Here is a 22,439-nt window from a genome sequence, read left to right as displayed (position 1 = left end):
AATATTTATAATTCTTTCAAAATTTTGTAAACCAAATGGGTAGGAAGCCCCATTATCGTATAAAAACTTCCGTTTATTTTTTTTATTTTGGCCATTCCCAGCCATTCCTGGATACCATAACTACCCGCTTTGTCAAATGGGTGGTATTCACGGATATAGTAGTCTATTTCTTCTTCGGAAAGCTCTTCAAATTCTACCTCCGCCACATCAGTTTCCGTAAAAATCCTGTCATGGGTTTTTATGGTAATTCCCGTGTAAACCTGATGGGTTTTGGCAGATAAAGACTGTAACATATCCCGGGCTTCCTGTTCATCTTTAGGCTTTCCCAGAAATCGGTGATCAATGGCAACGACGGTATCGGCGGTTAATAAAACTTCCTCCTCTGCAAGAGCTCGGAAAGTTTGGGCCTTTAACTGCGAAAGAAAAGCAGCCGACTCTTCTATAGCGATATGGTCGGGCAGAATTTCTTCACAATCTATTTTGACCACTTCAAAAGTGAATCCTAGTTGGGACAATAATTCCCTTCTTCGGGGAGACTGAGAGGCTAAAAGTAGTTTCATGGATTATAGATTATACGGATTGAGTATTATCATCATGCCAGTTCCCCTGGACCTTCATCACCTGTTCAATCACATCACGGACAGCCCCGCTCCCACCCTTTTTCAGGGAGATATAAGAGGCGATACCTTTAATTTCAGGAACGGCATTTTCAGGACATGCGGAAATGGCGGAATTTTTCATGATATGCAGATCGGGAAGATCATCACCCATGGTAAGGATCTCTTCATTTTTAAGATTATATTTAGCCTTGAAATGTTCAAAATCCACCATTTTATTATGAGATTTGGCATAATAATCCTGAATACCCAGATAGTTGATCCTGTGTTTTACCATTTCATCATTTCCACCGGTAATCACCCCTATAATATAATTGTTTTTTAAAGCTTTTACCACTGCATATCCATCAAGTACATTCATTACCCTGCACATATTTCCTCCGGGCATCAGATAAACACTGCCATCCGTGAATACTCCGTCAACATCAAATACAAATGCTTTAATATTCTTTAACTTGTCCTTATAACTCATACATTTTTTTTATAGAGCGGTTTATTGTTTCATAAATTTCAAGACTTTCATCTTTTAATAACTGTTTGTGCAAATCCAGTATTCGGACGTCATTTCTCACAGCAGGACCTGTTTGTGCAAGTTTAGGATCCATCTCATGAATCTTTTGAACAGTCTCATCAATTAACGGTAAAAAATAATCAAAGGGAATATCCTGTGAATCTGAGATTTCTTTAGCTCTCGTAAACAGATGGTTTACGAAATTGCAGGCAAAAACTGCAGTAAGATGAATATACTTTCTCTTTTCATGAGTACTTTCCATTACCTTTTGGGAGATTTTTGAAGCAAGCTCAAAAAGAATATTTTTGTCGTTCTCATTTTCCGCTTCTATAAAGAAAGGGATTTTTTCATATTCCAGTTCCTTGGATTTTGAAAATGTCTGAAGAGGATAAAAGCTGGCTTTTCTGTACTCCCCTGCCAGAATCTCTTTAGGCAGTGAACCCGAAGTATGGACTACCAGGCAGTCTTTTTTCAGGATAAGTGCAGAAACTTCTTCCACAGAACGGTCACTTACGCAGATAATATACAGATCTGCCTCCTTAAGTATATCCGTTGAATAATCAATGTGAAGTTCTTCTGCGATTTTTTTCAGATCATTTTCATTTCTTCCAAAAATCTGAACCAGAGGAATCTGATTCTGAGTAAAGGCTTTTGCCAGATGATAGGCAACATTTCCGGATCCGATAATTACAATTTGCATGTAACAAAGATAATATTTTATGATATTTGGACTGAAAATTGAATAAGTAATTTAACTTTTGGATATTTTTGTAATCCAAAACAATGAAAGCATCTTATGAAGAATAAGGACGCCGAAATTATCGCGATGATGCAAAATCCCCGAACCCTGGATCAGGGGCTTCGGTCTTTGATGGATGCTTACCAAAGTAGATTGTATTGGCATATCAGAAGAATTATTGTGGATGCAGACCTCGCTCAGGACACCCTGCAGGAAACATTCATTAAAGCGTATCAGAATTTTCACCAGTTTAAAAATGATAGTCAGCTCTATACATGGTTATATAGAATTGCTACCAATGAAGCATTACAGCAGATCAATAAATTAAAGAGAATGCAGAAAACGGATGAAGATGCGGAATATTATATGCAGAACCTGGTAGCAGATAATTCTGAAAAAGATGCGGAAGAGATACAGCTACTGTTACAGAATGCTATACAAAGTCTGCCTGAGAAGCAGAAACTTGTATTTATGATGAGGTATTATGATGATTTACCCTATGAAGAAATATCAAAAATTGTTGATATGTCTGTAGGAACATTAAAAACAAATTATCATTATGCCAAACAGAAAATTGAAGAATATATAAAGGACAATTACGAAAAATAATCTTTTGAATTACAAAAATGAAAGATTTTGATATAGAAAAATTAGAACGCAAAAACATTTATCAGGTTCCTGATCATTTATTTGATAAGGTTCAGGAGCGTGTATTTGCTGAAGTTAAGACAAGTAAAAAAGCGCCGGTTTTCAAACTGAACTGGGCTTTTGCCGCTGCTGCTTCACTGGCTTTGATTTTCGGGGCAACTTTTGTGTTTGATTCGGACAATGATATGGTTAACAACCCTCAGAAAACTATTGTTGACAGAACGTTGGATTCCAATAAATATGCCTCAGAGGGAGAAGCCCAAATGGGTGAAAGCCAGAGAGCTTATGAAACTTTGAAAACAGATTTAACTTCTCTAGAAAAAGATAATCAAACAATTGAGGGTCAGGGAAATAAATCTGCCGTATATTCTCAAAGCAAAAAAGAAAATAAGACGGTAAAAAAATCGTCCAACGTGAGAATGGTGAGCGGATCTGCAGAATCTCAAATGAATGAATTTTTAGATACATTTTCCACTTCTGAAATTTCAGAATTAGCCAGTAATTCGGCTCAGGACGTGTACTTGGATTTATACAATTAAAAAAGATGAAAAAGATATTATTTACATTTTTAATTATTTACGGACTTGGCTTAAATGCTCAAAGGACGGATTATGACTGGAAAAATATGGATCCTAAACAGAGAAAAGAAGTGATCAATAATCTTTCTCCGGAAGAAAGAAAAGAGCTTCTGAAAAAGTTTAGAAATAATATGGTGGTGGATAATCTGGATATTGAAGCTAAAGATAAAGATAGGTTTACCGCTTTATATGATGAATATATAGAAAATCAAAAGCAAATCAAAAGTGAGTTTAATCCTCATTTTAATACCGAAACACTATCAGATCAGGAAGCCAGACAGAAACTTGAACAAAGTTTTGAAGTAGGACAAAAGCTGCTTGACAACAGAAGGAAATATGCAGAGAAAATGCAGCAGATCATTCCTTGCCAAAAAGTCTTAAAGCTATTTCAATCTGAGGGTATGATGAGAGATAAAATGAATGAAAGAAAGCCTCACGATATGAAAAATGCTCCAAAGGCTAAACAAAACCCATAATAGTTTATTTTTTTAATGTTGGACGACTCTTGCAATTTTTTTTGTGAGAGTCGTTTAATTTTCAAACGGCTATTTTATCTTAGTTTTTAACAGGGAGGAAAGGTTTGTTAGCAAGTTGAGAAAAAAAGTGAATATAGATCGTTACCGGAGAATATGATTTTTCTAAAGAGAAGTAAATTAATTTTTTACATATAACATGAAGAGCGACAATTTGTCTCTCTTTTTTTTATCTTTGCAAATTACAAGATTCCTAAATGAAAAATATACGAAATTTTTGCATAATCGCTCATATCGACCATGGTAAAAGTACCCTGGCAGACCGTCTTTTGGAGTATACCAATACGGTGACTCAAAGGGAGCTGCAGTCACAGACCCTGGATGATATGGATTTGGAAAAAGAACGTGGAATTACTATTAAATCCCACGCTATCCAGATGGATTATGAATACAAAGGAGAAAAATATATATTAAACCTTATTGATACACCGGGACACGTAGACTTTTCCTATGAAGTTTCCCGCTCCATTGCCGCCTGTGAAGGAGCTCTTCTTATTGTAGATGCGGCACAGAGCATTCAGGCACAGACGATCAGTAACCTTTATCTCGCCTTAGAAAATGATCTTACCATCATTCCGATTCTTAATAAAATAGATTTACCTTCTGCGAATCCGGAAGAAGTAACGGATGAAATCATGAACTTAATCGGTTGTGAATATGAAGATGTATTAAGAGTTTCCGGAAAAACAGGAGAAGGAGTTCACCATTTATTGGAGCAGATTGTAGAAAGGATTCCGGCACCTGTCGGAGATCCGGACGGACCTCTTCAGGCTTTGATATTCGATTCTGTTTATAATCCTTTCCGAGGAATTGAAGCTTACTTTAAAGTAGTGAACGGAAGCATTTCCAAGAATGAGAAAATTAAGTTTTTCGCTACAGGAAAAGAATATGGGGCAGATGAGGTAGGAACTTTAAAATTGAAGCAGGTTCCTAAGAAGACCATTGAATGTGGAGATGTAGGTTATCTGGTTTCCGGTATTAAAGATGCCAGAGAAGTAAAAGTAGGAGATACGATCACTTCTTTTGAAAATCCGGCTGCGGCACCTATCGAGGGATTTGAAGAAGTAAAGCCAATGGTATTTGCCGGAATTTACCCGATCGATTCGGAAGATTTTGAAGAACTGAGATTTTCATTGGAAAAATTGCGGTTGAATGACGCATCCTTAGTCTTTGAACCTGAAAGTTCTGCGGCCTTAGGATTTGGATTCCGTTGCGGATTCTTAGGAATGCTGCATATGGAAATCGTTCAGGAGCGTTTGGACAGGGAATTCAATATGAATGTGATTACGACCGTTCCGAACGTGTCGTATTTCGGGTATTCGAAAAAAGAACCGGATGTTCCAATTCTGATCAATAACCCTTCTGAAATGATGGATCCTTCCATTATGGATAGAGTAGAAGAACCTTTTATTAAAGCTTCCATTATAACAAAATCTGATTTCGTAGGGGCTGTAATGACCTTATGTATTGAAAAACGAGGGGAAATTGTTAACCAAAGTTACTTAACAGCAGATAGAGTAGAGCTTATATTCAATATGCCTTTGGCTGAGGTGGTTTTTGATTTCTATGACAGATTAAAATCTATTTCCAAAGGATATGCTTCGTTTGATTATCACCCGATCGGATTCAGAGCTTCCAAGCTGGTTAAAATGGATATCCTCATTAACGGAGATATGGTAGATGCTCTTTCTTCACTGATTCATGACAGTAATGCTTACCACATTGGAAAGAAAATGTGTGAAAAACTTCGTGAGCTTATCCCGAGACAACAGTTTGATATTGCCGTTCAGGCAGCTCTGGGAACGAAGGTTATTGCAAGGGAAACCATTAAAGCATTGAGAAAAGATGTAACTGCAAAATGTTACGGAGGAGATATTTCCAGAAAACGAAAGCTTTTGGAAAAGCAGAAAGAAGGAAAGAAAAAAATGAAGCAGATTGGTAGGGTGGAAGTACCGCAGTCCGCATTTATGGCAGTATTAAAACTGAACGATTAAAAATATATCCCACTTTAAAGTGGGATATATTTTTATTGATAACTTAGTTTAAATTATAAAAACACAATATTATATGAAATCAGAAGAAATAAGAAGTCTCTTTCATAAGTTTGAAGAGGTAGCAGGGGATTTAGAGGGCGTAGAGTGCTGGAGTGCGAGAGATCTTCAAATGCTATTAGGCTATAGTAAATGGGAGAATTTTGAAAAAGTAATAACAAAGGCAAAAGATGCCTGTAAAAATGCAGAAGAGCAAATTGAATATCATTTTCCTGACGTCAGGAAAACGATACCAATGCCAAAAGGAGCGGAAAAAGAAATTGATGATCTCTTATTGACACGGTATGCTTGTTATTTAATTGCTCAAAATGGGGATAGCAGAAAAGTTGAAATTGCTTTTGCTCAAAATTATTTTGCTGTTCAGACCAGAAGGGCAGAATTGGTAGAACAAAGACTATTGGAAAATGAAAGGCTTAAAGCTAGGGAAAAATTAAGTCAGACGGAGAAACAGCTTTCAGGTGTGTTATATGAGAGAGGTGTAGATAATCAGGGATTTGCTATCATAAGAAGCAAGGGAGATCAAGCCCTTTTCCACCTTACTACACAAATGCTGAAAAGAAAAATGGATGTTCCTGTCAATAGACCTGTTGCTGACTTTCTGCCAACTATTAGTATAAAAGCGAAAGATTTAGCAGCTGAGATGACAGGACTAAATGTTCAAACTAAAGATTTACAAGGGCAATCAAAAATAGAAAAAGAACATATAGATAATAATTTAGCGGTTAGAAATATGCTCACAAATAGAGGAATTATTCCAGAAAATTTACCTCCTGCAGAAGATGTAAAAAAGCTACAGAGAAAATTGAATAGTGATGAAAAAAAAGTGCTTAAAGGAACGAAGAGGAAACCCAATAATGGAAAGAATAAAGATCAGTAAATTTAATTTATTATTTTAAATATCGTAATTTTGTGTCTACTTAACGCAAATATTTATGCAGAATATAAAAGTCGCCGTAGACGCAGTTATTTTTGGTTATTTTGACAGGAAAGATTTACAGGTCCTTCTTATTAAAAGGAAAATAGACCCTTTCAAAGGAGGGTGGGCTCTTCCGGGTGGCTTGGTTCTGGATAACGAAAACCTCGATACGGCGGTAAAAAGAGAACTCTATGAAGAAGCAGGCATAAAGCCGGATTTTTTAGAACAACTCTATACATTTGGTAATGTGGGTAGAGATCCACGTAATAGAGTGGTTTCTGTGGCCTTTCTGGGGCTTGTGAACCCTTCCTATCATAGACTGTTTGCTGATTCGGATGCGGAAGATGCACAGTGGTTCAGTATCAAACAATTACCCGGACTGGCATTTGACCATCACGAAATTATTGATACAGCCTTAAAAAGGCTACGGACCAAAATACAATATCAGCCGATAGGATTTAATCTATTGAATGAAGAATTTCCGTTTTCCGACCTTGAACATCTTTACACTACTATTATCGGGCAGGAAATTGACCGCAGAAATTTCAGAAAAAAAATTATGAGCTATGAGCTCTTGAATGAAACCGAACATTTTAAAAAAGAAGGAAGCGGCCGGCCAGGTAAATTATTTACCTTCAATCAGAAGAAATACAAAGAACTGGAAGAACAGGGATTCTATTTTGAAATAAAACTAGCTTAATTTTTATATCTGACAATCAATTATTTAAATATTTTAGCGTAAAATAAACGCAAATAAATTTGCTTACTAATTCCTGATCTTATAAATTTGCGTAAAAATAACACAATATGAAATACTCTTTACAGAATACAATAGAAAGATTTCAGAAAAAAGAAAAGATAAAATTCCTTTTTTTCTGGGGACACACAGCTAAAGATCAGATCACTAAAACTTGTTTCAGTCAATGGTACCCATGTCGTTTTGAAGAAAACGGAATTACATATAAAACAGCGGAACATTTTATGATGGCAGAAAAGGCAAGGCTGTTTAACGACCAGGAGAATCTTGATAAAATTTTAGCTTCCGGAAATCCAAAACAAGCTAAAAGTTTAGGCAGAAAAGTTAAGAACTTTGATCCGGTTGTTTGGGATCAACAAAAATATGACTTGGTGAAAAGAGGCAACTTATTGAAGTTTTCTCAAAATGAAAAACTGAAAGAATTTCTTTTGGCAACAGGAAATAAAATAATTGTTGAAGCAAGTCCTTATGATAAAATTTGGAGAATAGGAATGCTTGAAAGTGATAATCGGGCAGAAAATCCCCTTCAATGGAATGGACAGAATCTTTTGGGGTTTGCCCTGATGGAAGTAAGAGATGAATTAAAAGGATAAAAAAATTTACCCTTAATTTGCGTAAAAATAACACTAAAAATATTAACCCTTAAAATTAAAAGCTATGTTTGGATTCAGACACATCAAATTTGATTCAATGACCTATACCTTTCATTATAAAAATGGAAATATAGTAAAGGAAGGAAGAGGACTGTCATTCTTTTATTTTGCACCCAGCAGCTCTATTGTTGCCATTCCGATGGGAAGTAATGATCTGCCTTTTATATTCAATGAAAATACTTTTGATTATCAAACAGTTAAAATACAAGGGCAAATAAGCTATAAGATTACTGATCCTAGAGCAATTTCCGATGTACTTGATTTTACAGTCAATGAGGCTGGGATTTACAAGAAAAACGATATAGAGAAGCTCAACCAGCGGATTATTAACCTGGCACAAACCTCTACATCTTCATTTATTCATGATATCAACTTGAAAGAAGCAATCCGCTCCGCCAAAAAAATTGAAGAAAATATTTTGGAAGGACTGATGGTATCGGAAGCGGTTCTTAGTATGGGAATTGAGATTCTGGGAGTAAATATTCTTGCCGTGCAAACCACTCCCGAAATGGCAAGGGCCTTAGAAACTGAAACCAGAGAGAAGTTACAGCAACAGGCTGATGAAGCCATTTATGAAAGGAGGAATTTTGCGGTTGAACAGGAAAGAAAAATTAAAGAATCGGAGCTTAATACGGAAATTGCAGTTGAGGAAAAGCAAAAGCAGATCGCAGTAAAAAGAATGGAAACAGAAGTTCAGCAGGAAGAGAATAATAAGATTCTTAGAGAGATGAAGGTATCTGCCGATATCGCAGTAGAAAATCAAAGAAAACAGCTGATCGAACAAAAAACGGAAAATGACAGAAAAGAGGCGGAAACTCAGGGATATGTTTTGGAAACGTCTTTAAAGCCATATAGAGAAATGGACTGGAAGATCCTTAATGCGCTAAACGGAAATCAGGATTCAAGATCCAATATTGCACTAGCTTTCAGAGAACTGGCAGAAAATGCAGGGAAAATAGGAAACCTGAATATCAGCCCTAATCTGTTGGAAACATTACTCACCGAAAAATAAAAAAAGACATGTCAGTAGAATATGCCATCCTGATCAAGAATAAAACAAGGCTGGAGTCCCTGATTGAAAGATTCAATACAAAGGCCCAGGCTCAGTTTTATATTGAAAGATCCGGCGGAAACTTTCAGGAATATGTGGAAGAGCATGAAAAATTTTATCAGTCTTTCCTTGAAGTTCAGACCAGTCTTTCCCGGATGATTAAAAACAAGGTAGTGGAAAGAGATTTTATACCCTCTTTTATATTCTCGGAAAAAAACCTGATCGTTGTGGTAGGACAGGACGGATTGGTGGCCAATGTAGCAAAATATTCTAAAAATATACCTATTATAGCCGTTAATCCGGACAAAGAACGATATGACGGAGTATTGCTTCCTTTCAATAGTAAGAATTTTGTAAAAGGAGTAAATGCAGTAATCAACAAAAATTTTAAAGCAAAAAAGATGAAGTTTGCAGAGGCTGTTTTAAATGACGGACAAAAGCTATTGGCGGTGAATGACCTGTTCATTGGAATTTCTTCTCATAGCTCGGCAAGATATAAAATCATTCTGAATGGAAAAGAAGAGATCCATTCTTCAAGCGGAATTATTGTTTCTACTAAAACGGGAAGTACAGGATGGTTGAGTTCTATTTTTAATATGGCCTTCGGAGTGCTGGGGCTAGAAAAATTTGGTTATCCCGACTTCAGTGAAGAAGATATGTATTTTGTGGTAAGAGAACCTTTTAAAAGTAAAAGAACACAAACTGAAATTTGCGGAGGAATGATCAAAAGGGGAAATAAGATCACCATTGAATCATTAATGCCAAATAATGGTTTTATCTTTAGTGATGGAATTGAGCAGGACTTTTTACAGTTCAACAGTGGGACAACAGCAGAGATCAGGCTTTCAGAAGAAGAGGCTGTTTTGGTAATGAATTAAAAAAATCTAATGATGGAAACAAAAATACTTTACAGACCGGTAGGAGAAAAGGAAATGATCCTGATCATAAAAAACGGATATAAAAAATTTCCTCCCAGATTGGAATGGCAGCCCATATTCTATCCGGTTTTAAATGAAGAATACGCTTCAGAAATTGCAGAAAAATGGAATACAAGAGATGGCTTTGGAAATTATCTCGGATTTGTAACCCGATTTGAAGTATCAGAGGAAATATATAACCAATATCCGGCTCAGAATGTAGGGGCTAGAGATCATAATGAACTTTGGGTTCCTTCAGAAGAATTGGAAATATTCAATCAGGCGATAGTTGGTGATATAGAAGTTATAAAAATATTTATAGGCAATCACTTTAAAAGATCGGAAAGTCTGGAAATAGAGAACCTGATTTTAAAATTAAAAAAGCAATGAAAACTATACATTATTTAAAAGGAGATGCAACAGTACCACAAGCCAGTGGGATTAAGGTTATTGCCCATATCTGTAATGATTTGGGAGGATGGGGAAAAGGTTTTGTACTGGCAGTTTCTAAAAGATGGAAAGAGCCGGAAAAAGAATATAGAGAATGGCACCGTTTCAGAAACAAAAATAATTTTGGCTTGGGGGAGATACAAATAGTTCAGGTGGAAAAGTATATATATGTTGCTAATATGATTGGACAAAAAGGAATGAAAACGGGTAGTAATGGAGTCCCGGTTCGTTATGAAGCTATTGAAAAATGTTTAACAAAACTTAGTAAAGAAGCTAAAAACTTAAGAGCAAGTGTTCATATGCCTAGGATCGGATGTGGATTGGCAGGAGGAAAATGGGAAATTATAGAACCGATTATTACCAACGCTTTGTTGGAAAATGATGTTGAGGTATATGTGTATGATTTTGAATAAAATAATTACAATGAAACTTAAATTAAAAAAATATAAAGAACAATTATCATCATGGCCGGAGAAAGGGTACCATATTATGGCTCAATATGACGATGAGAGAATAATTGTTTATCAGTCTTATCGGAAGGAAATAGGTGAATTTGCTGTAAAAAATCAATATTTCGGGGGAAGCTTTAGCCTGACAAGAATGACCTGGATTAAACCTAATTTTCTTTGGATGATGTTTAGAAACGGGTGGGGCAAAAAAGAAGGACAGGAATCTGTATTGGCTATACATTTAAAGTTGACCGCTTTCCGAAAGTATCTGGAAAACTCAGTACGTGAAAGATCAATATGATTTTGTACTGAAAAATGAACTTGATGAATTAGTAATTCCGGAAGAAAAGCCTCTTTTATTTAAAGATGATCATCTCAATAAAAAATTAAGATTAATATGACACCAATAATAGAGCTTGTCAAAGGTGACATCACTAAAATACAAGCAGATGCTATCGTTAATGCAGCTAATTCCTCTTTATTAGGAGGCGGTGGGGTAGATGGAGCTATACACAGGGCAGGAGGGAAACAAATTCTGGAAGAATGTGTGCAGATCAGAAACATGCAGGGAAAATGTGCTACCGGTGAAGCAGTGGTAACCTCAGCCGGAAACCTTTCCGCTACCTATGTGATCCATACCGTAGGACCGGTCTGGAATGGTGATGAAGAAAAAGGAACAAAACTTTTGGCTAATTGTTACATAAATTCTTTGAAACTGGCAGAAAGGCTTGATGTTAAAACCATTGCTTTTCCTAACATCAGTACCGGAATTTACAGATTTCCCAAAGAGTTGGCAGCCGAAATTGCTGTGAAAGAAGTTCAGAATTTTGAATATAAAAGAATAAAGAAGGTGATTTTTGTATGTTATGATGAAGAAAATGAACGGATTTACAACCAAAAATTAAGAAAGAAATAATGAAAAAATTAACGATATTAAGCGGTGCCGGAATAAGCGCCGAAAGTGGAATAAAGACATTCAGGGATGGAGATGGTCTGTGGGAAAACCATAATGTAACAGATGTAGCAAGTCCTGAAGGATGGAGAAAAGACAGAGCTTTAGTACTGGAATTCTATAATCAGAGACGCCGTCAGCTTCATGAAGTGGAACCTAATGAAGCCCATCAGCTACTGGCAGAACTGGAAAAATATTTTGATGTTCAGATCATTACTCAGAATATTGATGATCTTCATGAAAGAGCCGGATCCACCCATATTCTTCATATCCATGGAGAATTATTTAAATCATGTTCATCTAAAAATAAAAATCTGATATATGAGCAGAAAGGAGATATCAATATTGGGGACAAAGCGGAAGACGGAGCTCAATTAAGGCCATTTATCGTTTGGTTTGGAGAAGATGTTCCATTATACCAGACAGCCAGAGAAATGGTAAGAGAAGCAGATATATTGGTGGTGATCGGAACCTCTTTGCAGGTGTATCCGGCAGCAGGATTACTTCATGAAATCAAAGATGATTGTTTGCTAATCGTGATCAATCCCAATGAAACGGAGATGAGCTTTGGAAACAGAGCGGTAGTAATTAAAGAAAATGCCACCAAAGGAATGAGGCTTTTATTTGATAAGTTAGTAAATATAGCATGAAAAGTAGACTAAAGGCAGGCGTTTTTGGACTTTGTATTGGTGATGCATTAGGAGTCCCTGTAGAGTTCAGGAGAAGAGAAGATTTGAAAAAGAATCCTGTTAAACAATATTTGGAATATATGTCCTGGAATCAGCCAAAGGGGACATGGAGCGATGATAGCTCTTTGACACTTTGTCTTGCAGAAGAGCTGACAAAGGGCTATGATTTGGAAAAAATAGGAAAAAGCTTTGTTAAATGGTATTTATACGGACACTGGACCGCACATGGAAAGTTTTTCGATATCGGAGGAACAACAAGACATTCCATTGCGAGATTAGTTAAAGGAGAAAGTGCCAGGTTTTCAGGGAATATTTTTGAGGAAGACAATGGGAATGGTTCCTTAATGAGAATTCTTCCGCTGGCTTTCTATCTTAAAGATGAAAAAGATATTCAAACACTATATCAGACAGTAAAAGAAGTCTCATCCATTACCCATGGACATTTTCGTTCCGTTTTTGCCTGTTTTATTTACATAAATTTTGCCATTCAGTTGATCAAGGGTAAAAATAAAAAGGAAGCCTATGCTTCTATGCAAAAAATAACCTTGAAATATGCTGAAAAACAATTATTTAGTCCAAAAGAAACCGAGCTTTTTGATAAGATCTTAAAAAATGATATCTCCGGGTATAAAGAAGATGAAATTAATAGTAGTGGATATGTTCTCCATAGCCTGGAAGCATCCTTGTGGTGCTTTCTAAACTCAGAATCTTATTCCGAGGCTGTTTTAAAAGCTGTTAATCTGGGTGAAGATACAGATACCACAGGTGCAATTACGGGAGGACTTGCCGGAATCTACTATGGATATGATAATATCCCTGAAGAGTGGATCTCTGAGCTTGTAAGAAAAGACGATATAAAAGAATTATGCAATAAGTTGGAAAATAAATTAATGCAATAAGCACAAACCATGAATGAAAAAGAAACCAAAAGAATAAGTAAATTTTTGAGCTTGATATTAAGACATGAGCCAGAAACCATTAATCTCAGTCTGGATAAGAATGGCTGGGCCGAGGTAAAAGAACTGCTCGAAAAATCGGCAAAGAAAAAAATGAACATTACCTTTGAAGAACTGGAAGAGGTAGTAGCAACCAATAATAAAAAAAGATTTGCCTTTAATGAGGACAAAACAAGAATAAGAGCCAGCCAGGGACATTCAATCGAAATAGATCTGGCATTGGTTCCTCAGCAGCCACCGGAATTTCTTTATCATGGAACAGCTGAGAAAAATATTTCTTCTATCTTAGAAAAAGGAATAGAAAAAAGAAACAGGCAGCATGTCCATCTGAGCTCAGACAAAGAAACGGCTATGAAAGTCGGGATGAGACATGGAAAACCTGTTATTCTGACAATCCGGACCGGAAAAATGTTTGAAGATGGAATTTCCTTTTTCTTTTCCGATAATAAGGTTTGGCTTACGGATTATGTAGATGCAAAATATATTTCAAAATGAACAGAACATTAGTCATAGGAGATATTCACGGAGGATTTAAAGCCCTGAAACAAGTATTGGAAAGAGCAGAAGTAAGCGCGAATGATCAGCTGGTCTTCCTGGGAGATTATGTGGATGGATGGAGTGAGTCCGCTCAAATTATTGAATTTCTGATGGGTCTTACCTTACAGCAAAACTGTATTTTTATCAAAGGAAATCATGATGCATGGTGTGAAGACTGGTTGCTGTCGGGAGCCAGCCCCGAGATATGGCTGGCCAACGGAGGCAGAAATACGGTGGAAAGCTACAAACATTTCTCTTCAGATGACCGGAAAAGACATCTTGAATTTTTCCACAGTATGAAAAACTATTACGTAGATGAGGAAAATAGGTTATTTATTCATGCCGGCTATTCCTCTATGCATGGCCCGGAAAATGAAGTGTACTCCAGTAATTACCGGTGGGACCGTACCCTTTGGGAAACAGCAGTTTCAATGGATAAAAAATTAAATAAAAACTCAGAGCTCTATCCTAAAAGACTTCTTCTTTATAAAGAAATCTACATAGGACACACACCTACACTATACCTAGGTGTCAAAAAGCCCTTAAATAAAGCAAATATCTGGAATTTGGATACAGGAGCAGCCTTTACCGGATCACTTTCCATCATGGATATTGAAACCAAAGAATTCTGGCAAAGCGATCCTCTTCCCACCCTTTATCCCAGGGAAAAAGGAAGAAACAGCAGCAGTCTCCAAGATTAAAAAACAACAAATCCCAACAATTTTTCAAAAAATGGCTGCATAATCCGCCTAATCCGCAATCCAAAATAAACCCCCGCACCCTTCACCTCTCTTACAAATTTCAATAATTTAAACTTAAAAAACTCATCTTCCCATAAATAATAAAACAATACCCCTTCCTTCTGGACATCTTAAAAATCTGCGTAATCAGCCTAATCTGCGAGCCAAAATAAAAATCTTCAGCACCATCACCTCCTATCACAAAATTTCAAGTAATTTTAAAACCAAAAAAACCAGACTTCCATGAAACTACAATACCTCCTACTCTCCCTAACCTCCTCCCTATTCCTTGCCCAAAACATATTCCAAACCCCCTTTGAAAAAGGAAATGGCAACCAAACAGTCACTTACGAGGAAATGAACACCTACTACACAACCCTTGCAAAAAACTTTAACACCGTCCAATACCTAAAGAAAGGAGAAGATGATAACGGAAAACCTATTTACGTAGTCCTTTACAATCCTTTTCCTGAAAAAAATATTGAGAAACTCAGAAAAGAAAAAGCCGTTTTATTCGTCAATAACGGAATTCACCCCGGAGAACCAGACGGAATTGATGCCACTATGATGCTGATACACGATCTCGCCACTCAAAAGATAAAGTCACCACAGAACTTTATTATTGCAGCCATATCAGCTTATAATGTAAGCGGAATGCAAAACAGGGGAGCATATTCCAGAGCTAACCAAAATGGGCCTGAGCAATATGGGTTCAGAGGAAATGCGAGAAACTATGATCTTAACAGGGATTTTATTAAAGCCGATTCCAAAAACGCACGAAGTTTTCAGGAAATATACCACTGGTTAAAACCTGATGTTTTTATTGATAATCATGTGAGTAATGGAGCGGATTATCAATACACCTTCACCTATATCTCGACATTTAAAGAAAGACTGGGCAACGTTCTCGGACAATACTTTTATAATGACTATCAGGCTAAAAACCTTGAAGACTTAAAGAAATTGGGCTATGAAAGTACTCCCTACGTCAATATCCATGGTGATGTTCCCGATATAGGATTTGCGACCTTTGAAGACTCACCCAGATATTCTACCGGTTATACTGCCTTATTCAATTCCCTTGGAACAGTTCCGGAAACCCATATGCTGAAACCTTATGATAAAAGGGTGGATGCTACCTATAAATATATGTTGGTTAACCTTCAGAATCTTGATAAAGACTATAAAAAAATAAAGAAGCTCCGTTTAGAAAACTTAAAACAGTATCAGGTAGGAAAGCCTTACGGAATCCGTTGGAAAATAGACTCAACTAAATTCACTACTATGGATTTTAAAGGCTACGAAGGAGCCTATAAACCCAGTGAAATTTCCGGTAGGCCTCGCCTATATTATGACAGAAATAAACCCTTTACCAAAAAAATAAAACTTTTTACTACTGCTGAACCTACGGGCTATATTACCATTCCTGAATACTATGTGATTCCTCAGTCCGAATACAAGGTGATTGAAGCATTTAAAAGAAATAAAATTTTCATGAAACCATTACAGAAGGATAGCGTTATTACTGTTGAATCTTACCGGATTAAAGACTTTAAAACCGTAAAGAACCCTTACGAGGGGCATTATCTCCACTATGAAACAACCGTAGATAAATTCGATCAGAAAAGAATTTTTGCCGCAGGGGATTACATAGTTCCTACCCAGCAGGAAGGGGTAAAATACATCATAGAGACATTGGAGCCTGAGGCGCTCGACTCATTTTTCAACTGGAATTTCTTTGATGGAATACTGGCTCAGAAAGAATACTATTCGGCTTATATTTTTGAAGATACTGCTGCTGAATTATTGAAGAAAGATAAAACGCTCAGGGAAAAGTTGGAAGCTCAAAAAGCTAAAGATCCAAAGATGGCAGAAGATGGGGAAGCACAGCTTGATTGGCTATATAAGCATTCCCCTTACTTTGAAGAAAAAACTTTCAGGCAATATCCTGTGTATAGAATTTTATAAAAGTAAAAGGGACGTTTCACATGAAACATCCCTTTATATTATTTAGGTAAGCCTTTTTGCAATGCGTTATTGGCTCTCTGAATGGCTTTTCTTTCCTTCCAGTCCATATATCTCTTTTTGAAACGGGCTTTCATAAAGCTGTCAAACTTTCTTTGTACCGTTAAATTCCAAAGAGAATGAGCTTTTACTGCCCAGGATTTATCCCATGCTCTCAAGGAAATAGAGAAACTTCCGTCCAGATACTTCATCCAGTGCCACCATCCGGTCGGCATAAATAAAGTGTCGCCATGCTCAAGGAAACACTCAATCCCTTCCACTCCATCTAAGGCCGGAAAGTTCTTAAAATCAGGATGTTCTATATCGTAATCCTCGAGTGAATAAGTAGCATAAGGAATCTGATATAATCTTTCTTTCCATTTATAATCGAATAAAAGAATATGCTTTCTGCCATTGAAATGCGTATGGAAAATATGAGCCATATCAATATCGAAATGTAAGAAAGTTACCGATCCTTTTCCTCCGAAAAACATATTGGGATATTTATCTAAAAATCCACCCATCAGTTCTTTTGGAAAAACATAATCATCTAAAAGCTTAGGTGCATATTTGATTGGATCAAAAAGGAAGATTCTAAGATCAGTAGGTTCCTTTTCAATTAAGTCTATATAATCTCCGAACTTCATTTCTGCAGCGGATGCATTAATAGGAGCTGAAGGATCAGCTTTGGAACTATCATACAATGGGACAGTAACATCTCCTACCACTTCCTTCATATAATCCAAAGTCCATTTTTGGTAGGCGGGCCATTTACGGGCCATATTTTTAATAACAACAGGGATTCTCGGTTTTAGGTATTTTTCACGGAACTCTTCTTGCGTGATATCGTCAACCACATCAATTGGTTTTAAAATAACTCCCATTTTAAATAAATTTTTTAATGTTACAAAATTATTAAATTAATTTTTACGAGCGAGACTTTAAGTTTTTTTTAATCTATGACCTTAATCACCTTTTTATATGAAAACTTATTTAATATTTTATGGAAAATTATATGAAAGAAAAATTCTTATTTTGAATAATTCTAACTTATATGGTATAATCAAAAAATAAATCAATAAAAAATTAAAAACTTTAAAGAAAAAAGAAAAATACGATCACTATAAGCATAGTGATAAAGAGAATTTTAACTTTTCCATTCAAAAACCATCCATATAGAGGGTGTAACAAAACCTTTTTAGTTTTAACTAATTACACAAATAATAATTATGAAAAAGAAACTTTCCCTTTTTCTGTTATTGTTTTTTGGAGTGTTATCTTTTGCTCAGAAAACAGTTACAGGTAAAATTACCGATGAAGATGGAGTTGCGATTCCCAGTGCCAGTGTTACCATTGGAGAGCCTGGAAAGGATGCTATTCTTGCCTATGGAATTACGAACTCCAAGGGAGAATATAAAGTAACTTTTACTTCCGCCGAATCCAATGTAGACCTGAAGGTGAAAGCATTTAATCAGAAATCATTAACCAGACAGATCAGCAATAGCGATCAGACTCTTAATTTCAAAATGCAGTCCGAAGCCACAGAAATTAAAGAAGTGCAGCTGAAAACAAAAATGATTACAGCCAGGGGAGATACCATCGCGTATGACCTTAAAGCATTCGACAGTAAAAGCGACAGGACACTGGCAGATGTAATGAAAAAAATTCCCGGAATTGAAGTAAATACAGACGGGACAATCCTCTATCAGGGAAATGCAATCAACAAATTTTATGTAAACGGAAAAGACTTAATGGAAGGAGGATATGGAACTATTAGCAATTCCCTTCCGAAAGATGCCGTACAAAAGGTGGAAGTACTGGAAAATCACCAGCCTGTAAAAATACTGCAGGATAAGATACCTTCCGATCAGGCGGCTATTAATATTAAGTTGAAAAACTCAGTAACAATGACGGGTAGAGGAGAAGTAGGAAGTGGGTTTGGAGATCCATGGCTGTGGAATGTAAAACTGACTCCTATGTTTTTCGGACAGAAAAGCCAGTGGGTTGTCAACTATAAAACCAATAACATGGGAGAGCAGGTAGAAAATGAAGGAAATATCCTTGCATTTGGAAGCGGATGGGAAGGAAGAAGAATCAATGCGTCACAAAATGACTGGTTGAATGTGGAAACTGCAAGTACTCCCAATCTTCCTGTAAAAAGATATTTAATGAACAATGTTCACTATTTATCGGCCAACTATCTTACCAATATTGATAAGAAAAAAGAATGGGAACTGAAAGCCAATGCCAACTATACGAATAATGCCGTAGAAAGAGAAGATGAGGTAGAGACCAGATATTTTGGCCCCGATGGAAATATACGATCCACCGTACTTACAAGCACAAGAAATAATTTTTATACGGATAAATTAAAAGGTGAATTTACATTTACCAAAAATGCTAAAAAAGGATTTTTTAAGAATACAACAAGCTTCAGCCAGTTTTGGAATGCAGATAGAGCAGTTGCAACAAGAGAAGGAAGGCTGGGGAATGAATCTGTAGAATCTCCGACATCATCTTTCCAAAACTCACTAAGTACCATTATTCCATGGAAAGAAAAGATGATTAATCTAAAATCCTATATTAACTATCAGGATGATAAACAGACATTAGAAGTTTCACCGGCGAGCTATTTACAGATTCCATACAGAAATCCTGTTTCAGACTCGATTTCCACTATCAATTTTGCTCCGGGGACCTTGGCTGTCCAAAACTTTAGGATTAAAACATTGGATACTTCACACTCTGCCAATATCAGCTTTACATCAAAAGGATGGACGTTTACTCCACAAGTGGGTATTGATTTTTCTTCCGATAAATTAGTTACAAATTTTAATGGGGTTGCCCTTCCGAATCCAAATATTCCGGGAGATATACCTCCTAACTTCAATGATCCGATGTATGAAAATGATTTAAGATTTACAGAAGTAATACCATCAGCATCATTAGGGGTAAACTATAAATCTGAGGCTTGGAGTTTATTTGCTACAATTCCTGTAAACTTCAATAATATTAAAGCAGAAGACGGACTTAGAAATGTTTCCAAATCTTTAAACAAAACAACATTTACACCCAATGTATTCGCTCAGTATTCATTTGCATCTTTCTTTAAAGCAAGTGTGAACGGGAGTATCACCAATAACTTTGGAGATATACAATCTGCCTATGCAGGGTACATGCTATTAAGTCCTGGTGGCTTTAATGTAATGAGTCCTACGAATCCGATTCCGGAAACCAATACAAAAAGCGGAGGAGCCAGACTTGAATATAGAAATCCATTAAATAACCTTTTCTTTAATGTTAATTACAGGTTAAGTGACAGCAAAAGAAATTTACTTTCTTCTCCTATCCTGGATGCTACAACCGGTTTTACTTTAATGCAGTACAGAGAGCAGGAAAACCATGCTAAAAGTAATACATATAGCGCAGAAATAGGTAAATATTTCCCAAAATTTAAGACTAATGCTTCCATAAGCTATAATAATACGACTTCTAAATCAGACGCATTTTTGGATGATAATCAATACCAGAATAAAAATAACTCGCAGAGCTATGGATTTAAATTTAATAATACCTATTTCAGCTGGATGAGTGTAGATTATAATTTAAGTCTTTCACGAAATAAGCAGGAAAACATTGGACTTATCAGTAATGGAGGGAGATTGGGGATAAACAAAGGCTATAATCATAATCTTGCAGTGTTTTTCTATCCTATCGAAAACCATACTATCGGATTTAACTGGGATCAGATCAATTCTAAACTGGAAGATACCAAGTATACCAATGCATTTTATGACGTTTCCTACCAGTTTACATGGGCAAAAAAGAAAATCGACTTTGAACTGAAATGGATGAATATTGCCAACAGAAAAGTGTTTGAGACCTATAATATAAACGCTTCTACAAATAGTATTTCTTACACGAGAATACAGCTTCGTCCAAGCCAGGTCATGTTAGCCGTAAAGTTCAACTTTAAATAAAAATAAAACCAATCTCCAACGGGATTGGTTTTTTATTGTTTTTTTAATTGACTGAATCAGCAGTAGGTCCGTAGCTTCCCGGTAAAGGAATATTGTTTAACCGGTAATAAATGCCCAGCTGGGCCCGGTGGTGGGTAATCTGGTTCAGGGCATGGCGGATCGCTTCATATTTAGTCCATTTCATAAGTTCTTCTCCATTATTTTTAAGAGCCCAGCTGGGGTTCAGGTCTTCCTCCTGGACATTGCTCAATGCTTTTTGACCGTTTTTATAATCCTCATCCAGCTTTTTCAGGAGCTCTTCTTTTGTTGAAAGGTGAGTAGGCTTATATCCTCCCTTTCCAAAGTCAAGCTCGGAAGTAGGCAGAATAATAGCTGGCCACCCGAATATTTCTACAATATGGGTAGCCAGAGGCATCATTTTCATACTTTTTTCATGAGGAGCATATTCATTTTTTCCTTCCGGAAACAGTTCCATAAAGCTTTTGGTAATGTGGTATTCATTTTCCAGCTCAGATTTTAATTGTGATAAAGTGTCCATAATATTTTGTTTTTTAGGGACTTAAAGTTAGAACTTTAATTCAGAAGAGCGAATAAGAAATTATGTTAAATATGAAAATCCTTGTAACAATTTTTCCAAAAAGGTAACTAATTGGGAAACAACTATAAAAATGAAATCCCTATTTACAGCTTTTTTTATTGCTCTTTTTTCATTATCCATGGCTCAGGAATCAAAAGAAACGGCGAACCGCTTCTTTTATGAATTAACTTTTAAACCAAAAAAAGATTCTGCCAAATTGGAGAAAGTAATCACCATTCTGGATATTACGGATAAAAACAGATCCGTTTATCAGGATTATACGGTCATTGCACAGGATTCAATTATGAAGATTGAAATAGAAGCAATGCAAAAGGCAGGGGTTATGAAAGATCTTTCTAAAACAATTAAACCACCTAAAATTTCGGCAAGGATATATAAAACTTATCCAGGAATGAAAATTCAATATGTAGAAAAAATAGCTAATGGATTCACTCCAAGTAATATCGGATATTCAGAAGATTTAAAATTTAACTGGAATATTCAGGCAGATAAAGAAAAAATAGGAGAATACAATACCCAAAAGGCAACAACGGAATTTGGAGGAAGAAAATGGATTGCATGGTTTAGTACAGACCTTCCGTTTCAGGATGGGCCCTATAAATTTTTCGGACTACCCGGGCTTATTGTAAAAATAGAAGATGAAGGGAAAAATTATTCTTGGGTATTACAGGGAAATAAAAAAATAGAGGAGTATACGGAGTTCTCTTACATTGAAGGGCTCATGCATGCTACAGGTGGAAAAGTAAATGATGTTTCGAGAGAAAAATTTGAAAAAACATTTAATGACTTTAAAAAAGATCCTTTCGCAACTGCCCGCCCTATGTTTACTCAGGAAATGCTGTCCAAAACTATTCCGGGAATGGACGGGACTATAGGAGATATGATTAAGAAGCAGGAGAAGCAATACAAAGATTTTTACAATGCTAATGACAATCCTATAGAAATTAATCAATTACAGGATAAAAAGAAAAAATAACATTCATTAACTAAATTATATTTAAACAAATAAACCCAAGTATACCAAAATATTTGGGTTTATTTATGTCAAAAATCATGTTATTTAGATTAAATTTAAATAACGTATATTTGCAGAAACAAAAACACTAGGGGCTT

At 36.1% G+C, this 22,439-nt stretch carries 25 protein-coding genes; 20 read left to right on the top strand and 5 right to left on the bottom strand.

From position 1 onward, the window contains the following. Positions 1-5 precede the first annotated feature (5 nt). From ABJ974_RS16650 to ABJ974_RS16640, 3 genes are read right to left on the bottom strand one after another with little or no spacing between them, the layout of a single operon-like run. Positions 6-560, bottom strand: coding sequence for a Maf family protein (locus ABJ974_RS16650; RefSeq protein WP_419869340.1), 555 nt, complete (start codon positions 558-560; stop codon positions 6-8). Positions 561-570: 10 nt separating this feature from the next. Next, on the bottom strand, positions 571-1,089 hold the full coding sequence (locus tag ABJ974_RS16645) for a KdsC family phosphatase (RefSeq protein ID WP_419869339.1): 519 nt from the start codon (positions 1,087-1,089) through the stop codon (positions 571-573). Next, on the bottom strand, positions 1,079-1,828 hold the full coding sequence (locus tag ABJ974_RS16640) for a Rossmann-like and DUF2520 domain-containing protein (RefSeq protein ID WP_419869338.1): 750 nt from the start codon (positions 1,826-1,828) through the stop codon (positions 1,079-1,081). Before ABJ974_RS16640 ends, ABJ974_RS16645 begins: the two co-directional genes overlap by 11 nt. 96 nt (positions 1,829-1,924) lie before the next feature. Here ABJ974_RS16640 and ABJ974_RS16635 point away from each other — a divergent pair, with 96 nt between their 5' ends. From ABJ974_RS16635 to ABJ974_RS16550, 18 genes are all read left to right on the top strand, one after another. Further along, positions 1,925-2,476 (top strand): RNA polymerase sigma factor, encoded by a 552-nt coding sequence (locus ABJ974_RS16635; protein ID WP_419869337.1) that lies wholly within the window; start codon positions 1,925-1,927, stop codon positions 2,474-2,476. Between the two features lie 17 nt (positions 2,477-2,493). Next, positions 2,494-3,054, top strand: coding sequence for a hypothetical protein (locus tag ABJ974_RS16630; protein WP_419869336.1), 561 nt, complete (start codon positions 2,494-2,496; stop codon positions 3,052-3,054). 5 nt (positions 3,055-3,059) lie between these two features. Beyond that, the gene (locus tag ABJ974_RS16625; RefSeq protein WP_419869335.1) at positions 3,060-3,569 is read left to right on the top strand and encodes a hypothetical protein; all 510 of its coding nucleotides are present in this window, start codon (positions 3,060-3,062) and stop codon (positions 3,567-3,569) included. A 254-nt stretch (positions 3,570-3,823) separates the two neighbouring features. Next, entirely contained in the window at positions 3,824-5,620 is a 1,797-nt protein-coding gene (lepA, locus tag ABJ974_RS16620) for a translation elongation factor 4 (protein WP_419869334.1), read from the top strand. Positions 5,621-5,693: 73 nt separating this feature from the next. After that, positions 5,694-6,554 carry a DNA damage-inducible protein D gene (gene dinD, locus ABJ974_RS16615; RefSeq protein ID WP_419869333.1) on the top strand — a complete coding sequence of 287 codons (861 nt, stop codon included), beginning with the start codon at positions 5,694-5,696 and terminating at the stop codon, positions 6,552-6,554. A gap of 55 nt (positions 6,555-6,609) precedes the next feature. Next, entirely contained in the window at positions 6,610-7,293 is a 684-nt protein-coding gene (locus ABJ974_RS16610; RefSeq protein ID WP_419869332.1) for an NUDIX hydrolase, read from the top strand. A gap of 107 nt (positions 7,294-7,400) precedes the next feature. Continuing rightward, positions 7,401-7,943 (top strand): NADAR family protein, encoded by a 543-nt coding sequence (locus ABJ974_RS16605; protein ID WP_419869331.1) that lies wholly within the window; start codon positions 7,401-7,403, stop codon positions 7,941-7,943. Positions 7,944-8,007: 64 nt separating this feature from the next. After that, positions 8,008-9,015: an SPFH domain-containing protein gene (locus ABJ974_RS16600; protein WP_419869330.1), complete on the top strand. Its 1,008-nt coding sequence runs from the start codon at positions 8,008-8,010 to the stop codon at positions 9,013-9,015. Between the two features lie 8 nt (positions 9,016-9,023). Next, complete coding sequence (locus tag ABJ974_RS16595) at positions 9,024-9,932, top strand: diacylglycerol kinase catalytic domain-containing protein (RefSeq protein ID WP_419869329.1); 909 nt, start codon at positions 9,024-9,026, stop codon at positions 9,930-9,932. A 9-nt stretch (positions 9,933-9,941) separates the two neighbouring features. Next, positions 9,942-10,361 carry an ADP-ribosylation/crystallin J1 gene (locus ABJ974_RS16590; RefSeq protein WP_419869328.1) on the top strand — a complete coding sequence of 140 codons (420 nt, stop codon included), beginning with the start codon at positions 9,942-9,944 and terminating at the stop codon, positions 10,359-10,361. Then, positions 10,358-10,834 carry a macro domain-containing protein gene (locus ABJ974_RS16585; protein ID WP_419869327.1) on the top strand — a complete coding sequence of 159 codons (477 nt, stop codon included), beginning with the start codon at positions 10,358-10,360 and terminating at the stop codon, positions 10,832-10,834. The genes ABJ974_RS16590 and ABJ974_RS16585 overlap by 4 nt, the downstream gene beginning before the upstream one ends. Before the next feature lie 10 nt (positions 10,835-10,844). Continuing rightward, complete coding sequence (locus ABJ974_RS16580; RefSeq protein ID WP_419869326.1) at positions 10,845-11,171, top strand: DUF4291 family protein; 327 nt, start codon at positions 10,845-10,847, stop codon at positions 11,169-11,171. Between the two features lie 96 nt (positions 11,172-11,267). Continuing rightward, positions 11,268-11,786, top strand: coding sequence for an O-acetyl-ADP-ribose deacetylase (locus ABJ974_RS16575; RefSeq protein ID WP_419869325.1), 519 nt, complete (start codon positions 11,268-11,270; stop codon positions 11,784-11,786). Further along, entirely contained in the window at positions 11,786-12,472 is a 687-nt protein-coding gene (locus ABJ974_RS16570; RefSeq protein WP_419869324.1) for an SIR2 family NAD-dependent protein deacylase, read from the top strand. Before ABJ974_RS16575 ends, ABJ974_RS16570 begins: the two co-directional genes overlap by 1 nt. Next, complete coding sequence (locus ABJ974_RS16565) at positions 12,469-13,410, top strand: ADP-ribosylglycohydrolase family protein (RefSeq protein ID WP_419869323.1); 942 nt, start codon at positions 12,469-12,471, stop codon at positions 13,408-13,410. Before ABJ974_RS16570 ends, ABJ974_RS16565 begins: the two co-directional genes overlap by 4 nt. Positions 13,411-13,419: 9 nt before the next feature. Continuing rightward, positions 13,420-13,962 carry an RNA 2'-phosphotransferase gene (locus ABJ974_RS16560; protein WP_419869322.1) on the top strand — a complete coding sequence of 181 codons (543 nt, stop codon included), beginning with the start codon at positions 13,420-13,422 and terminating at the stop codon, positions 13,960-13,962. Beyond that, on the top strand, positions 13,959-14,705 hold the full coding sequence (locus ABJ974_RS16555; RefSeq protein WP_419869321.1) for a metallophosphoesterase family protein: 747 nt from the start codon (positions 13,959-13,961) through the stop codon (positions 14,703-14,705). Before ABJ974_RS16560 ends, ABJ974_RS16555 begins: the two co-directional genes overlap by 4 nt. Positions 14,706-14,987: 282 nt before the next feature. Next, entirely contained in the window at positions 14,988-16,712 is a 1,725-nt protein-coding gene (locus ABJ974_RS16550; protein ID WP_419869320.1) for a M14 family metallopeptidase, read from the top strand. Between the two features lie 38 nt (positions 16,713-16,750). On the opposite strand, the gene ABJ974_RS16545 is transcribed toward ABJ974_RS16550, so the two are convergent. After that, positions 16,751-17,632, bottom strand: coding sequence for a cupin-like domain-containing protein (locus ABJ974_RS16545; RefSeq protein ID WP_419869319.1), 882 nt, complete (start codon positions 17,630-17,632; stop codon positions 16,751-16,753). 345 nt (positions 17,633-17,977) lie between these two features. On the opposite strand from ABJ974_RS16545, the gene ABJ974_RS16540 reads away from it, so the two are divergent. Continuing rightward, entirely contained in the window at positions 17,978-20,728 is a 2,751-nt protein-coding gene (locus ABJ974_RS16540) for a hypothetical protein (RefSeq protein ID WP_419869318.1), read from the top strand. A gap of 43 nt (positions 20,729-20,771) precedes the next feature. Here ABJ974_RS16540 and ABJ974_RS16535 read toward each other — a convergent pair whose 3' ends face one another. Beyond that, positions 20,772-21,266, bottom strand: a complete 495-nt coding sequence (locus tag ABJ974_RS16535; RefSeq protein WP_419869317.1) for a DinB family protein — start codon at positions 21,264-21,266, stop codon at positions 20,772-20,774. A gap of 130 nt (positions 21,267-21,396) precedes the next feature. On the opposite strand from ABJ974_RS16535, the gene ABJ974_RS16530 reads away from it, so the two are divergent. Then, complete coding sequence (locus ABJ974_RS16530) at positions 21,397-22,302, top strand: GLPGLI family protein (RefSeq protein ID WP_419869316.1); 906 nt, start codon at positions 21,397-21,399, stop codon at positions 22,300-22,302. Positions 22,303-22,439: the final 137 nt, after the last annotated feature.

The organism is Chryseobacterium sp. CT-SW4 (assembly GCF_048572715.1).
Taxonomy (GTDB): Bacteria; Bacteroidota; Bacteroidia; order Flavobacteriales; family Weeksellaceae; genus Chryseobacterium.
The sequence above is the reverse complement of the archived record's forward strand: the minus strand, read 5'-3'. Positions and strand labels throughout refer to the sequence as shown.